Origin of the sequence: Clostridium sp. HBUAS56010 (assembly GCF_007115105.1) — a bacterium.
Taxonomy (GTDB): Bacteria; Bacillota; Clostridia; order Lachnospirales; family Lachnospiraceae; genus Lacrimispora.
Window position 1 is genome coordinate 53,217 of sequence record NZ_SULJ01000006.1, and the last position, 15,803, is coordinate 69,019.

The 15,803-nt window shown below is 42.6% G+C and carries 14 protein-coding genes; 7 read left to right on the forward strand and 7 right to left on the reverse strand.

The features are described 5' to 3' along the window. Positions 1-10 precede the first annotated feature (10 nt). From FAY33_RS10920 to FAY33_RS10950, 7 genes are all read right to left on the reverse strand, one after another. The gene (locus FAY33_RS10920) at positions 11-952 is read right to left on the reverse strand and encodes an ABC transporter permease subunit (RefSeq protein ID WP_243126698.1); all 942 of its coding nucleotides are present in this window, start codon (positions 950-952) and stop codon (positions 11-13) included. Positions 953-967: 15 nt separating this feature from the next. Continuing rightward, positions 968-1,927 carry a dihydrodipicolinate synthase family protein gene (locus FAY33_RS10925; RefSeq protein WP_143321264.1) on the reverse strand — a complete coding sequence of 320 codons (960 nt, stop codon included), beginning with the start codon at positions 1,925-1,927 and terminating at the stop codon, positions 968-970. Between the two features lie 215 nt (positions 1,928-2,142). Beyond that, positions 2,143-2,907, reverse strand: coding sequence for an IclR family transcriptional regulator (locus FAY33_RS10930; protein WP_243126700.1), 765 nt, complete (start codon positions 2,905-2,907; stop codon positions 2,143-2,145). Positions 2,908-3,074: 167 nt separating this feature from the next. Further along, the gene (locus tag FAY33_RS10935; protein WP_143321265.1) at positions 3,075-4,091 is read right to left on the reverse strand and encodes a pirin family protein; all 1,017 of its coding nucleotides are present in this window, start codon (positions 4,089-4,091) and stop codon (positions 3,075-3,077) included. Beyond that, complete coding sequence (locus tag FAY33_RS10940) at positions 4,088-4,546, reverse strand: MarR family transcriptional regulator (RefSeq protein WP_143321266.1); 459 nt, start codon at positions 4,544-4,546, stop codon at positions 4,088-4,090. The genes FAY33_RS10935 and FAY33_RS10940 overlap by 4 nt, the downstream gene beginning before the upstream one ends. A gap of 75 nt (positions 4,547-4,621) precedes the next feature. Further along, positions 4,622-4,990, reverse strand: a complete 369-nt coding sequence (locus tag FAY33_RS10945; RefSeq protein ID WP_143321267.1) for a DUF6508 domain-containing protein — start codon at positions 4,988-4,990, stop codon at positions 4,622-4,624. Between the two features lie 67 nt (positions 4,991-5,057). Then, complete coding sequence (locus FAY33_RS10950) at positions 5,058-7,757, reverse strand: HAD-IC family P-type ATPase (RefSeq protein WP_143321268.1); 2,700 nt, start codon at positions 7,755-7,757, stop codon at positions 5,058-5,060. A gap of 460 nt (positions 7,758-8,217) precedes the next feature. On the opposite strand from FAY33_RS10950, the gene FAY33_RS10955 reads away from it, so the two are divergent. The 7 genes from FAY33_RS10955 to FAY33_RS10985 all read left to right on the forward strand — a co-directional run bounded on the left by FAY33_RS10955 (position 8,218) and on the right by FAY33_RS10985 (position 15,799). Further along, on the forward strand, positions 8,218-9,630 hold the full coding sequence (locus tag FAY33_RS10955; protein ID WP_143321269.1) for a PLP-dependent aminotransferase family protein: 1,413 nt from the start codon (positions 8,218-8,220) through the stop codon (positions 9,628-9,630). Next, entirely contained in the window at positions 9,599-9,925 is a 327-nt protein-coding gene (locus FAY33_RS10960) for a FeoA family protein (protein ID WP_185967587.1), read from the forward strand. The genes FAY33_RS10955 and FAY33_RS10960 overlap by 32 nt, the downstream gene beginning before the upstream one ends. Before the next feature lie 146 nt (positions 9,926-10,071). Beyond that, complete coding sequence (locus tag FAY33_RS10965; protein WP_143321271.1) at positions 10,072-11,277, forward strand: FTR1 family protein; 1,206 nt, start codon at positions 10,072-10,074, stop codon at positions 11,275-11,277. Between the two features lie 65 nt (positions 11,278-11,342). Further along, the gene (locus FAY33_RS10970) at positions 11,343-11,987 is read left to right on the forward strand and encodes an iron transporter (RefSeq protein ID WP_143321272.1); all 645 of its coding nucleotides are present in this window, start codon (positions 11,343-11,345) and stop codon (positions 11,985-11,987) included. Positions 11,988-12,110: 123 nt separating this feature from the next. Further along, positions 12,111-13,358 (forward strand): Fe-S-containing protein, encoded by a 1,248-nt coding sequence (locus FAY33_RS10975; RefSeq protein WP_143321273.1) that lies wholly within the window; start codon positions 12,111-12,113, stop codon positions 13,356-13,358. Positions 13,359-13,374: 16 nt separating this feature from the next. Further along, positions 13,375-14,658, forward strand: a complete 1,284-nt coding sequence (locus FAY33_RS10980) for an ABC transporter permease (RefSeq protein WP_143321274.1) — start codon at positions 13,375-13,377, stop codon at positions 14,656-14,658. A 4-nt stretch (positions 14,659-14,662) separates the two neighbouring features. Beyond that, positions 14,663-15,799, forward strand: coding sequence for an ABC transporter permease (locus tag FAY33_RS10985; RefSeq protein ID WP_143321275.1), 1,137 nt, complete (start codon positions 14,663-14,665; stop codon positions 15,797-15,799). The last annotated feature ends 4 nt before the right edge of the window (positions 15,800-15,803 follow it).

A 15,803-nucleotide genomic window follows, 5' to 3' on the forward strand; every position in this document is an offset into this window, starting at 1 on the left:
CTCCTCAGCATCACCACAGGCTGGTATCACTTAATTTCTTTGATACCTTATTTGAAATTACCAGTAACAGAACTCCTACCACGGACTGAAACAGTCCCACAGCCGTTGCATAGCTGAAATCATTATTTAAAATACCTCTCCGGTATACATAGGTAGAGATAATATCTGCTGTCTCATAAGTGGAACCGTTGTAAAGAAGGAGGATCTTCTCATATCCAAGGGTCATCAGCTTTCCTAACTGCATAATCAGCATAATAGAAATGGTGGGTGTAATGGACGGCAGGGTCACATTCTTTATCCTCTGCCACCGGTTTGCGCCATCAATCATGGCAGCTTCTAAAATCTCCTGATCCACACTTGTTAAAGAAGCCAGATAGATAATAGAAGTCCAGCCGCAGGTCTGCCAGATCCCCGAAGCAGTAAAAATAGTCCGGAAGTAACTGGGGATCATTAAGAACTGAACCTTATCAAATCCCAATGCACTGACAAACTGATTGATCACTCCGTCAAGAGACAGGAAATTGACCACCATACCGCAGACAACTACGGTTGAGATGAAATGAGGCAGGTAACTGACGGTCTGTATGAGCCGTTTGTATCTGACATGGGACACCTCGTTTAACATGATTGCAAGTATGATTGGAATGGGAAATCCCCATAGCAAACCGTAGATGTTTAACAACAAAGTATTGCGCACCAGTTTCCAGAAGTAAGGGTCTGTTAAGAATTTTCCAAACCACTTACCTCCCACCCAGGGACTCCCCCACACGCCCTTACCGATGTTGTAATCCTTAAATGCAATCAGTACCCCGTAAAGAGGCATGTAATGAAAACAAAAATAATAGACAAGCGGAATTAACAGCAGTACATATAAATACCTGCATCTTTTCATCTGCTTTATTCTTCTGCCGCGGTTTCCCCCCTGTTTTTTTGCTGCATATAGTTTTGCCACTAATCTGTCCTCCCTCTATTGCCGGCAGGGATCCTGCTGTGCCGGAATCTGATCTGCCTCCAGATATTTCTGCTCATATCTTCTGGTTATGGATTCAAGCATATGCACCTCTGCCTTATATGTATTGGTTAAAAGTTCATGGTCTTTGGTCCGGCTTATGGTAGACATGCCAAGCCGTTCAAATTCCTGTAAGTAATACTTGGCATTGACCGGATAGCACTGCCGTTCAATGAAGGAGGCCAGGGTTAAAAACTCTTGAAGCATGGCAACCTTATCGCCTTCTTCCCTGCTGTGATCACAGAGGTAGGTATAGAGCCTGGGGTGAAAATTTGCCATTACTCCGCTGTAACCAGCGGCACCAAGCTGCAATGATTCCAAAAGAGTTGTGGTATTTGCGTTATAGAGTTTTAATTTTGATCCTTTTACCGCTTCCAGCCGTTCCTTGATCCGTTCAATATCACAGCACGTATCCTTGATGAAATAAAACCGGCCCGTCTCAACACACTTTTTCATATTTTCCAGGGAGAGAAGACGTTTGTATGGATAAGGGCACTCATAAAATCCCAGTGGAATCTCTGAATCAATTCCCTCCATCAGCCGATTGCAGTTGTTCAGCCATATTTCATCATCCTCATCCTCCGCTGCAAGGCGGTTCGTGATCAAAATAAGAGCATCAATTCCTGTCTTCGCCATCTCATTCAGCTCATGGATCTGTTCCTCTAAGCTGTCAGACACATGGCCCGAAGCAATGACCGGAACTCTTCCTCCTGCCGCTTTTACTACCGCCTTTGCCACCTGAATCCGTTCTTCCAAATCCAGGAAAAACATCTCACTGGACTGGCAGACCGCAAACAAACCATTGACCCCATTTTCTATGTACCAGTTCACCAGCCCGCTTAACGCCTCATCATCAACCTTACCTGCCTCGTTATAGGGCGTAAGCATCACCGGCCATACTCCTCCTGGAAAATTCATATTCTGCTCCCTTTCTTTTGTTCATTATTAATGAACTATATTCATTATTATTGTCTTGATTGTATTATAATATAAAACAGATGCACTGTCTATTTATGAAGTATAAAAAATACAAGAGTTTTTTTGTGTATTTTGCACAATATTTTTAAAGTCTCTCTATAAAATGATAACAAAAAAGCCTACGGGGTTTTTATACCGTAGACTCCTTTTTCTGCTTATAATTGATTTTTAACCTGCTTTGCCATATTCTGAAGGCTGGCAGCCAGGCGTTTGATCCGGTCTGCATTGAATCTGGGAGATGGTCCGGAGATGCTGTATGCACCGATCACTGCCCCTTCCTTGTTGCGAATGGGCACTGCAACACACTTGACTCCATATTCATGTTCCATATTATCAATGGAAAACCCGCGCTGCCTGATTTGATCCAATTCCTTCCTTAACTTCTCACCGTCAGTAATGGTATTATGGGTGAAAGGCTCCATTCCCCCTTCCTCTACCCTTTTTATTACCTCCTCATGGGCAAATGCAAGAATCGCCTTGCCAATTCCCGTACAGTAAGAAGGTGCAGTCACTCCAGTCATATTCCGTCCGCCAGTAGATGCCGTCGGGAATGCGGCATCAATATAAACCACATCAAGATCACTCATAACCGCCAGATAAACGCATTCCTCCTCCTGATCTGCAATCTTCTGCATAAAAGGTTTCATTACCTGACGAATGTCGTTGTTCTGATAGAATTGATTGCTCAGTTCCAAAACCCGGACTCCCAGGCGGTATTTGTTTGTTTTCTTATTTCTCTCCACAATTCCGCAGGTCTCAAAGGTGGACAGGATGTTGTGTATGGAGCTTTTTAACATTCCGCTTTTTTGGGCAAGCTCTGTGACCCCCAGCTCGTCTACTTCCCTTGTAAAATAAAAAAGGACCTGCATTGCCTTATAAAGGGATTTTACTTTTACACCTTCCGGTAAATTCTCGTTCATGCTCATCTCTTTCATTATTAATAAACAGCTTTCATATTTTTTCTTTTAGCTTATTTTATATAATAAATGATAATTTTTCAATCCCTTTTCCTATTAATCTGTGAAATTTTTGAATTTCCCTTATTATCTTCCTGATAAACCTCAATCAATAAAACAAAACGTCTCTATTACTTTTTCACAACACTACCGTCTGGATAACGGGCAAATCGTCCTGTCTCTCTTTCATGAACCGGCTCATCATCATTCCATGGCCAGCCGCCAAACCGGGTATTCTGATAATCTTCATATGCCTCTCGTATCTCTTGTTCAGAATTCATGACAAATGGTCCATATTGTGCCACTGGCTCAAGAACTGGTTCTCCTTCTAATAACAGAACATAACTGGTTTGATCTCCATTTACCACAGTAATCTCCTCTTCTCCGGAAAGCCTGATTCGGGAGGATGGATCAATGGTTTTACCATCTATCGTAATAGAACTGCTTCCCTGATAGAAATACAGGTTCCGGTTTAAGGTTTTAGAGCCTGCCTGAATGTAAAATTCTGCCTCAGGTTCCAGTTCCACAAGCTGGATTCCCACATGGTTTTCTTCCTTTGCTGCCCATGAATCTTTTGTCGGCTCCAGGCTTTTTTTATCTTCATATTTGCCTGCAATTAACCGTATGGTTGCTGTCTTTCCTTTTTCATTGGTATTTTTTATCACTGGAATTTCTTCTGCCCATAACATCTTATAATCCGGGTCTGTGAATTTACTTTTTGCAGGTAAATTCAGCCAGATCTGGAATAATTCCAGGGGATTTTCCTTATCCTGATGAACCAGCGGGAACATCTCTACATGCTGACATCCCGATCCGGTTGTCAGCCACTGGACATCTCCATTTCCATAACGCCCTTCTGCTCCCTTGGAATCAAAATGGTCAACAATTCCTTCCAATACAACGGTAACCGTCTCAAAACCACGGTGAGGGTGAACCGGAAATCCAGGAACCTTCTCTCCATGATACATACTAAAACCATCTTTTCCGGAAAAATCATTCCCCATCCTTCTTCCTGCTAAAGAGACTGCAGGCCCTTGAACCTCATTGCCTGCCGGAAATTGGTCGTGATGGTGCATACATGCCAGAAACGGACTGTCCATTCCCCATTGAAATCCTATTTTTTCAATTAATTTAATTTTTTTACTCATACTAATTCACTCCTTGTCTTGATTTTTTTTAACAGATGCAGTAACATTTCTTTTTCCTCTTCATAAAGTCCGGTAAAGCTCTCTGCTAAATCTTCTACATGCCTGGGAAATATCTCTTCGATTTTTTCTCTGCCCTTATCGGTAATCGCAATAATGCAGGATCTTTTATCATTGGGATTCGGCTGCCTTTCTATCATGGCATCTTTTTCTAAATTATTAATTACCACCGTCATATTCCCGGAGGTAGAAAGAATACTGGCAATAATCTCGCTAATTGTCAAATCACCTTTATGGTACAATGCCTCCAGCACAGCAAATTGCGCAGAAGTAAGACCTCCCTGGTTAAAGATCGCACCTGCTCTTCTATGAAGTCCCTGAGTTGTCCTGCTTAGTCCAATAAATGCTTTTAAATTAAGATCATTTTCTTTTCCATAAGATATTGTGTTTTTCTTCATGATTTTAATATATCACTAATTAGTGATATTGTCAACTGCACTGTCATTGAAATTTAAGACAGTCCCGCTTTCCATTTATTTTCCGGAGTCTATATCTTTTAATCGTTTCAACCATTTTGCAATAGAACCACTTAAAAAAAAATCCAGCAATACCCCTTCACAAAACCTCTCAGCCCGAATAGCTCCTACGATAAGAGCCATGATACACGGGGCATCTAATAACCGGACTTCTACATCCTTTATGGAATCCATTTCCAAATTAATTCCATTTTTATTCAAAATATCTCCATAGCGTTTTAATTCCATCTCTTTATTTTCATCTATAAAAGCATATAAATCATGAATAAAAGTTCTGACTAAATTGGTGTAATTAACAAACGGCATCTGAATCGGATTTTCTGCCGTACCATCATGTTCTGTATCAATTACCCAACTGCCATACAAACAAGGAGCTGCTTTTCAATTAAGAATAGCAGCTCCTCATAAATCATAGAATTATTTTATTTTTCTTTTAACTGCACTTCGATACAAACATATCTTTTTTTCTTCTGCGTTTCTCGTAAATCCGATATGCTTTATCAACTTCCGTAATCAGTAAAATGATTAATCCGGTAGCAAATGCAATCCCCCATTCCCGAAGGGTAAGGGCTTCTGTCTGAAATGCCTGCTGCATAAATGGAATATAAGTAAACGCCGCCTGGAGCAAAAGCATGATTCCGATAATGAGAAATGCTTTCGGGTTGGTAAACAGGGCATCCGATAGTGCTGGTTTTGAAGTACGGATATTAAACAGATAAAAAATCTTGCTGATAACAATGACATTAACCATCATTGTACTTGCCGTCTTCTGATCTAACCCGGCACGAATCAGCCAGTCTTGTGACACTAAACTTATCACCGCTATCAAAACGGATACATAAGCCATCTGAATGATATCATGGCGGTTCATTAATCCGCTTCCTGTCTTTCTGGGAGCACGCTTCATAATTCCTGGTTCTGCCGGTTCAAAAATAAATGCAAACTGGATCGTAATTGCAGAAACCATGTTGATCCACAAAAGCTGTGTTGCCTGAAGCGGCATGTCTCTTTGCATCAAAAGGGTAAATGCAACAATCAGACCTTCTGCAAACGAGGTAGGCAGTAAGAATAAAATACTCTTTTTAATGTTGTCATATATGCGCCTGCCTTCTTTTATGGCAACAGACATGGTCGCAAAGTTGTCATCGGTTAAAATCATATCGGCAGAATCTTTTGCAACATCCGTACCTTTCATTCCCATGGCAACTCCAATATCAGCTCTCTTTAAAGCGGGAGCATCGTTTACCCCATCTCCTGTCATTGCCGTTACCTTTTCACTTGCCTGCAGCGCTTTTACAATCTCTAACTTATTCTTTGGTGTTGCTCTTGCAAATACCTGGTGAGTAAGAGCCGTTTCCTTTTTATCCTCTTCCGTCAGTTTATCCCATTGGGGACCTGTAATAACTTTAATATGGTCCGCAAGACCTAACTTCTGTCCAATGATCCTGGCTGTTATAGGGTGGTCGCCGGTTATCATCTTTACTTCCACACCGGCTCTTCTCATCTCTTTCAGGGACTCAATTACCTCTTCCCTTGGCGGGTCAATAATTCCTGTTAATCCAAGGAAACACATTCCCTCATGAAGCAGGGTATGGCTGACCTCCTGGACATCAGAAGAGACTTCTTTGTACCCAACAGCAACAACCCTTTTTCCCTGTTCGGATAAAAGCTTAACCCGCTGATTCCATATATTTATATCAAAAGAACTATCGTATGCCTGAGCCATTGGAAATAGTTTATCCGGTGACCCTTTGATAAATACTTTCCTTTTACCGTTCTGATCCTCTACTAATTTTGCTATATAGCGGTAATCAGAGTCAAAGGGCAGTATATCTATTTCCTGGTAATGAGGTTCTGAATCAACCGGAAAAACTTTGTGGTAAAGCGTTAAAAATGATCCATCGGTTGGCTCTCCGCTTATGTTCCATTTTCCATTTTCCTCAATTAACTGTGTATCATTTGCCTCATAACCGGCTTCCAGAAATAATTGGAGCTCCGGTGATAGTTCTGCTGGTTTATTGTTTTCTGTTATTTCTCCTTTTGGTTCATATCCGGTTCCGCTTACCTTGTAGACATGATCGCTAATCATAAGGTTTTTTACGGTCATTTCATTCTTTGTCAACGTACCTGTTTTGTCTGTTGCGATGACGTCTACGGAACCAAGTGTTTCAATTGCGGGCAGGGATTTGACGATGGTATGTTTTTTCTTCGCCATATCATTGACACCCATTGCAAGAATTACCGAAGTCGTAGCAGGCAGACCTTCCGGCATGGAACCCACAATCATGGTTACAACGGCTAAGGAAAGCACAGGCAATGAGTAAATCTGAAAGATCATTCCCAGAGCAAACAATAGAATGGACGCAATAATTACTACGATGGATACACCTTTGCCAAGGTTATCAATTTCTTTCATCAGAGGAGTTTTTCTTTCCACAACGTTATTTACTTCCGTTGATATCTTACCGATCTCTGTATGTTCACCCGTTGCAACAACGACTGCAACTCCACTTCCGCTGGTTATAGAGGTGGAAGCAAAAGCTATATTCTTCTGCTCTGCCAATGCTACATCTTCGTCCAATATGGTTTCGTTTGTTTTCTCTACGGAATCAGACTCTCCTGTTAATGCAGATTCCTGAATCTTTAAATTATCGCAATCCACAATACGCAGATCTGCCGGAACGTTATCTCCTGCTTCCAAAAAGACCACGTCTCCAACGACGAGCTTTTCAGCAGAAATATCTTTCCGGATGCCATCCCGGTATACGGTGGCTTTGACCGAAAGCATGGCTTTGATCTTCTCCAGTGCATCGGATGCATTGGCCTCCTGATAGTAACCGATCAGGGCATTGGCGATAATGACCAGTCCGATTATAATTGCATCGGAATGATGTCCCATTATGATGGTCAGCATTGCGGCTACAATCAGAATATAGATAATCATGTTGTTAAATTGCTTTACAAACAGCTTCCATTTCTGCACCTTCTGACCTTTTAATTCATTTGGTCCAAATTCAATCAGTCTCTTTGCCGCCTCTTCTTCACTTAATCCCTGTTCAAAATCCTGTTCTAGATAATTCCCTGTTAATTCTTCTAAACTTATTCGATAATGTTCTTTTTTCTGTTGTTCCATTGTTTTCTCCTATTATTTTTAAGTACGCAAAAATAGCACCTTGTTAAAAACAACGTGCATCACAAAAATTACTTATTCAATTTGGGGAAAACAATGAAACGTATTTAATGAGTACGTATGTATATGCGTATCATCCGAATCATCAGACATCAATTACACCTCCTTTTCTGATGTTAATTTATCAGATTTTTCGACATAATTCAAGTGAAGAATTATTATTTTATACTTTTTTTAGAATTATAAACTTTTTTTATGCTGATAATGACATTTTTTCTCTGTTTATCCGTCTTTTAATTATTTGTTACCAGCCTCAAAATCCATTTCCTACTTCCATATCTATACAACTTTTCTCAACTAGCCCTTTTTCCTAAAAAAAGCCCGAAACACACACACCTTCTACACATAACAATTATATATAGTTGGAAGGCTTACCAAAGTTTAACGAAAGGATACCATCATAATGATTTTAGACCTAACCAGCAAAAAACCATTATATAACCAGATATATCAGCAGATCAGACAGGATATTCTTACCGGTGTTATGAAGCAGGGGAGCAGGCTCAAATCAAGCCGGGCTCTTTCTTCGGAACTGGGAATCAGCAGGAATACGGTTGATCTTGCCTATGATCACTTATTTGCAGAAGGCTTCATCACAAGCGTGCCGAGAAAAGGCTATTATGTAGAAATACCTGATATGCTCCCTGTACCAGACAAGGGCACTTTTAAGGAAACCTGCTGCTGTTCCAATAAAGAATCTCATCATGATGACAAAATTTTATATGACTTTCAATCGGATAAACTGCTCATAACAGAATTTCCCTGTCATCAATGGAAAAAACTGCTTTTAAGATGCATCCATGAACATTCTGAAGAATCAGAAGAAGCTTCCGTATTTGGCAGTCTGGGGCTTCAGACGGAAATCAGGCGGTTTTTACATCTATACAGCAATGTGGAATGCAGTACCGAACAGATTTTAATAACAACAGGGAGGCAGCATTGTCTGGAGCTGGCATGCCGGCTGATTAAAACCGTGGATTCCAGACCATACATCGCCTTGGAAGATCCTGGCTTTGATCAGTCCCGAATTACCCTTCAAAACAATGGATGTCAGATCTTCCCCATGAAACTGGATTCCCTTGGGCCACTGATTCCTTCCATAGAGAAAACAGCCATTGGGGCAGCATATGTTACACCATCCCATGAATTTCCAACAGGCATTGGGATGTCTCTGTCCAGACGCAAGGAATTCTCCCGTTGGGCTGACACAGCCAGTACCTATCTCATTGAGGATGAATCCAACTGCTTTTTTCACCACAATTTAAAACCTTTTCCGCCTCTCCATCACTTAAACCCGGAAAGGACCTTTTATCTGGGTGGTTTTTCTGATCTTTTATACCCATGTGTGGATGTGGCCTTTCTGGTGGTTCCTGCTTCCCTTGTTACTGCCATGCACAGGCTGATTGACCAGCATACTCCATTTGTGCCTTACCTTTCCCAAAAACCACTGGAACTGTTTTTAAAGGAAGGCCACTGGGATGCCCATATCCGGAGAGTGAGAAAAATGAAAAAAGAAAAATGCAGACTTCTGATTCATGCTTTAAAGCATCGGTTCGGGCATCAGATTCATATCTCCGATTTTCAATCCGGGATGTACATTCTGATTCAGGCAAAATGGCACATCACGGAAGAAGAACTGGTAACACAGGCTTATGAAGCAGGAATCCTGGTATGCCCTGTATCCAAATCCTGGTATGAGCCCGAACCGTGCCAATCCCCGTCTCTGCTTCTTCATTACAGCCACATCTCTTTCGAAGACATTGCACCTTGTGTGGACCGGCTCTATGAAACGTGGTCTGCTGGACTGGAACCATAAGAGAGGGCGACTCTGGCTCTTTTCTCCTTTTGGAAAGGCCGATAATATAAAAGAAAAAAGCAAAAAGGGGGATATTATGCTTTTGTCACTGGCACCCATTGGGGAGTTAATTCAAATCAGCGGAATCTGGGCGGAGGAAGAATACACTGCCCTCTTAAAGGAAGCTGGGATCGTAGTAAATGCAAGGGTACGCATTCTGTTTAAACCCTCAAAAGAAATATTTGTTATCGGAAGCAATGGAAGGCGTATCATGATTGATGAATTTCTGGCAAGAAAAATTATTGTGCACTGTTAAATCTCTTTTTTATGCTTGTCTGGCACCATGAGTATTTTCAAATCTGGCACTTGTCTGTTTAGTTAGTTTGAACTAACATGAATGCGGTATATAGATTTTACGGCTTACAGCCGGTATACCTAAACTTTAAGAAAGGAGGAAATAAAGTGCGCAGATTATTATCCATACTTATGTTTGTACTTGTTCTTTTCAGTACATTTCCAACTGCCGCCTATGCAGAATCCGCCCATGACACATGGAACGATGTGGTCGATGACATGGAAGCCATTCTATTGGAATCTTATGATCTTTATACAGCAGGATCTCCCAAAGAGGCGAAAGCCAAAGTAGACGTGGCATATTTCTCTTACTATGAGAAACTGGGATTTGAAAAGACAGTTATGGCACATATATCCGGCAACCGGGCTGCTACCGTAGAATATCAGTTCAGCTTTGCAAAAAAAGCAATCAACGGAGACAAAAGCAACGAAGAAGTAAAAGCTTCCCTTGATGAACTGACCAAACTGTTACGGGAAGATGCAAACCAGTTAGATGGAAAGCAGGAAAGTGCACTGGGTGTCTTTCTTGGTTCTCTTTTAATTATTACCAGAGAAGGCTTTGAAGCGATTATTATTGTGGGTGCAATTATCGCATATCTGGTCAAGTCCGGTCATAAGGACAAAACAAAAGCCGTCTACGGCGGTTCTGTCATCGCTCTGGGAGCAAGTGTTATTATGGCTTTTATTTTAAATGCTCTTTCTGGGGTGAACGGAGCCAATCAGGAGATTACAGAAGGTGTGACCATGCTGATTGCCGTTGCCGTACTTTTTTATGTCAGCAACTGGATGGTCTCCAAATCAGAAGCTCAGGCATGGACTCATTACATTGAAGGCAAAGTACAAAGTTCCATTACAAAGGGAAGTCTCTTTTCACTTGCTTTTGCTGCATTCCTGGCTGTTTTCAGAGAAGGGGCTGAAACCATTCTCTTTTACAAAGCTTTGCTTGCAGGAACCCAGAGTTATTATAACATGGTCTGGCTGGGACTTGGAGTCGGATGCATCATTCTGGTTGTGATCTATCTGTTGATCCGCTTTATGAGCATTAAACTGCCGTTAAAGCCGTTTTTCCTCGGCACCAGCATTCTGCTGTTTGTAATGTCCATATCTTTTATCGGTTCAGCCGTAAAAGAATTGCAGGAAGGCAACCTTGTGGGCGTAACACCGGTACCTGGAGTTACCTCCATCAGCATCCTTGGAATCTATCCAACCCTGGAAACCTTAATTCCACAGGTAATTCTGCTGATTCTGACACTTATTACATTTGTAATCCAGATCCGCAAAACAAAACGATCTAAAATAATCCATTCCAAGTGAGAATGGGACAGGCACTGATGAATACCATCATGCCAAGGCTACTTACATAAAAGGAGGATTTCATTATGAAATTAAAAAGTTTAACGAAACTCACATTTGCTCTGGCGGTAGGCGCATCCGTTGCAATCACCGGCTGTGCATCAGGCGGTAATTCCACAGCAGCAAACAAAGACACAACCGCTGCTGGTGCTTCCGCAGAAGGCGCTGAAACCACCGCTGCCATTGCTGCTCCCGGAGATGCCGCAGGATTTGAAGAGTTTCCAATTGGGGATGACATTGAACTTCCGCCACTGAATGTTGCTGCTGTGTATTTTCAGCCGGTAGATATGGAGCCTACAGGCAACAGCCTTCCTGCTTCCGAATCTGATATGCACATTGAGGCTGATATCTCTGCATTAAGCAACGACCTTGGATACGGTGTTGGAGACTTCGTTCCCAACCTTACCGTAAAATACGAGATCACAAGTGAAGACGGAAAGACAAAAGTAGAAGGTACTTTCATGCCGATGAATGCAAGTGATGGTCCTCATTACGGCGCAAACATCAAGTTAGGAGATGCCGGTACCTATAAAGTTCGTTTTATGATCGAAAGTCCTGAAGCCCAGGGATTCCTGCTTCACGTTGACAAAGAAACCGGTGTTACCGGACGCTACTGGACTGAGCCGCTTGTAGCAGAGTGGGATTTCGATTACGTTCCAAGAGTCTGGTAATTCTTTAACCAGGTGATTTGGAACGCGCCATGATAGTTCGCGTATAGGTGCGGGCTGTCATGGCGTTTTTATTTGTCTGAAGTTGGTAAACAATACTTTTACATACCAGGAGGTGGTAACACCATGCTGAAATATCTGATACAAGTCATACAAAGTTCGCTTTCCACAGGAATCCTTGTGGCTATGCTGGTTTCTTTTTCACATTTACAAAATAAAAATCCAAAGAAAAAATGGGTGTTGTGGGGACTGGCTGCAGGATCTGCACTTGCCTTTATACTGGCTGTCTTAAAATCTACTACCGTACTGATTAACCGGGAATATGTGAACATTGTCCTTCTCACTTCTGCCCTTGTTACAGAACTGGTTTTCTATGGATTTTTATTTGGAACCAGACAAAAAGTACAGACTGAATTTCAGAAACACGCCCTTCATTTTTTAACCGCTTTTATTACTGGTGTACTTGTGCTCTACTGTCTGCCGGATATTTTTCTCTATCCAACAGAGTTTGCCGCTATGGGAACCAGTATGATCAGCACTGACGTTCTGTTTAAATCCATTGGTTATCTGGCTGGGCTGGCTGTGACAGGGATCTCTGTCTTTACCCTGTATCAAATAGGTTCTTCCTTATCCGGCAGTCTGTTAACGTGGATTCTGTCTCTGGGCATTGGAATCAATATGATTCACCAGCTTGCAACGATTTTACAGTTTCTTCTTGCAAGAAGAATGATCCCAATGAAAAAATGGCTGTTTGAATTCATTAAACTATCCGTTAATTACTATAACTTTTTCCTGTACTTCATTCTCCTGCTCTCTCTTTTCCTGCCGGCCATCTTATGGATCAGAAGCCTTCGCAACGACCAAAGCTATGATAATCCGGCACAGCACAGAAAAATCCGTTCCCTGGCACGCCGCCAGAGACGCTGGTGCAGCGTGGTCTGTTCCGGATATGTACTGGCACTTCTGATTCTGACCGTAGGAAAAGCCTATAATGAGAAAGAAATCGTCCTGTCTCCTGCTGAACCAATGAATCTGTCTGGAGATGAGATTATGATTCCCTTAGAAACCATTAATGACGGACATCTTCACCGCTTTGTCTATACAGCTTCTGACGGAACTGATGTTCGCTTTATTGTTATTAAAAAGAATGCCAACGCGTTTGGTGTAGGTCTGGATGCCTGTGACATCTGCGGAGAAACCGGATACTACGAACGAAATGACCAGGTAATCTGCAAGCTCTGTGATGTTGTTATGAATAAACAGACCATTGGCTTTAAAGGAGGATGCAACCCAGTTCCCCTTACCTATAAGCTCAACGAAGGAAACATGGTAATCCAGACACAAAGCCTGGAAAATGAAAAACACAGATTTTAAGGAAAGGAGTGATCATATGTTCTGGAGAATGGTAAAAGGTGCCCTTTTCCGGCAGAAAGGGAAAATGCTTATGATCGCATTTACCGTCGCACTGGGCGCTTCCCTTGCTACAGCCATGCTGAATGTCATGCTGGATGTGGGGGACAAGGTCAATCAGGAGCTGAAAACCTACGGTGCTAATATTAATGTTCTGCCAAAAGGCGCCTCAATTCTCGACGACCTTTACGGAGTGTCAGAAAGCTCAGGAACTTTGGACCAGTATTTGTCGGAGGAAGAGCTTGCTAATATTAAAACCATCTTCTGGGCTCATAATATTGTGGATTTTACTCCATATTTAAACACCAAAATCCATTTAAATGACCAAAAAGAAGATGTGAAACTGGTTGGCACCTGGTTCAGCCATCAGATGGATCTTCCTACAGGCGAATCCCTGCGCACAGGCATGGAGAATCTGAAAAACTGGTGGGAAATCAAGGGAGAATGGCTCTCTGATGATGACAGGAATTCTGCCATGGTAGGAAGTATAACAGCAGAATTAAACAATCTGAATCTTGGTGATACCATCGTGATTCAAACCGAAAAAGGAGAAAAAAAGTTAACGGTGAAAGGAATTTTCAGTGCCGGAAGTGATGAAGATGAAAAAATCTTTGTCTCCCTGCCGGTTGCACAGGAACTGGCAGGATTAAAAGGGGCTGTAAGCAGCATGGAAGTCAGCGCTCTCACTACGCCAGATAATGAGCTTGCCCGCCGTGCCGCTAAAAATCCTGCCAGCCTCTCCATCAAGGAGATGGAAACCTGGTATTGTACCGCATATGTCAGTTCTATTTCCTATCAGATTGAAGAAGTGATTACGGATTCCGTTGCAAAACCAATCCGTCAGGTGGCGGAATCGGAAGGTGCCATCCTGGAAAAAACCCAGCTCTTGATGCTTCTCATTACAATCTTAAGTCTGGTGGGCTCTGCTCTTGGCATCTCCAACTTAGTAACTGCCAGCGTCATGGAACGAAGCAGAGAAATCGGGCTGTTAAAAGCAGTAGGTGCCCATAATTTCCCCATTACCGGGCTGGTTCTGACCGAGATTCTGGTAACCGCCATTATTGGAGGTGTGGGAGGATATTTTGCAGGGCTTTCCTTTGCACAGATCATCGGTCAGTCCGTATTCGGGTCTGCCATTGACATTAAACCAATGGTAATTCCTCTTGTAGCAGTTCTGGTTTCTTTAGTAACTCTGGCGGGAAGCATTCCGTCTATCCGATTTTTACTTTCACTGCATCCAGCGGAAGTCTTACATGGCAGGTGATAAGATGAAAAGACAAACAATGTATTTTAAAATGATAACAAGTTCCCTGATTCGACGGCGTTCCCGCATGTTGGTGGCACTGCTTGCAGTTGCAATCGGAGCCACCATTTTATCCGGACTTGTAACGATTTATTATGATATTCCAAGACAGATGGGACAGGAATTCCGTTCTTACGGTGCCAATCTGATTCTGGTTCCCAAAAAGGGACAGACAGCCCTTACCCCACAGACTGTGGAAGTGGTCACCGCTCTGATCCCATCGGATGATGTGGTTGGAATTGCGCCTTACCTGTATGAAACCATTAAAGTCAATGAGCAGCCCATGATGGCAGCAGGAACCGATTTGGAGCAGGTAAAAAAGACAAGCCCCTACTGGTATGTGACAGGCGAATGGCCAGAAGAGGAAAACTCTGTACTGATCGGACAAGAGGTTGCCTCTCTGATCGGACTCTCTCCTGGAGATCCGTTTACAGTGACAGGAACCGATGAACATGGAGGCAGTCTTACCCATGAGTATACCGTATCCGGCATTGTACAGACCGGCGGACAAGAAGAAGGCTTCCTCTTTATGTCTCTTGAAAGCCTCAATAATTTCATGGGCACCAAAAACGGATTTGATGTGGTGGAATGCAGCATCTCCACTTCCCAGGAGAAGCTTTTGTCTCTGTCGGAAGAAATCAGCCAGCAGGTAGAGGAAGCCGCCCCCCGTCTGGTGAAACGGGTCACGGAATCGGAAGGTACGGTTCTGACAAAGCTCCAGGCTCTGGTATATCTGGTAACCGCTGTTGTCCTGTTGCTGACCATGATCTGTGTCGCCACCACCATGATGGCAGTTGTGGCAGAACGGCGTAAGGAAATCGGACTGAAAAAAGCCCTTGGAGCTGCCAATGGAAGTATTATTATGGAATTTCTGGGAGAAGGACTGATGCTTGGCGGACTTGGCGGACTTTTAGGGTCCTGTTTTGGATTTGGATTCGCCCAGACAGTCAGTATGAACGTCTTTAACCGGTCCATATCCTTTCAACCCCTTCTGGTTCCGCTTACTATGATTATCTTTGTGGCAATTACCGGTCTGGCATGTCTGCTTCCTGTCAGAAGTGCCACAGAAGTAGACCCGGCAATTGTTTTGCGCGGAGAGTAAAGGA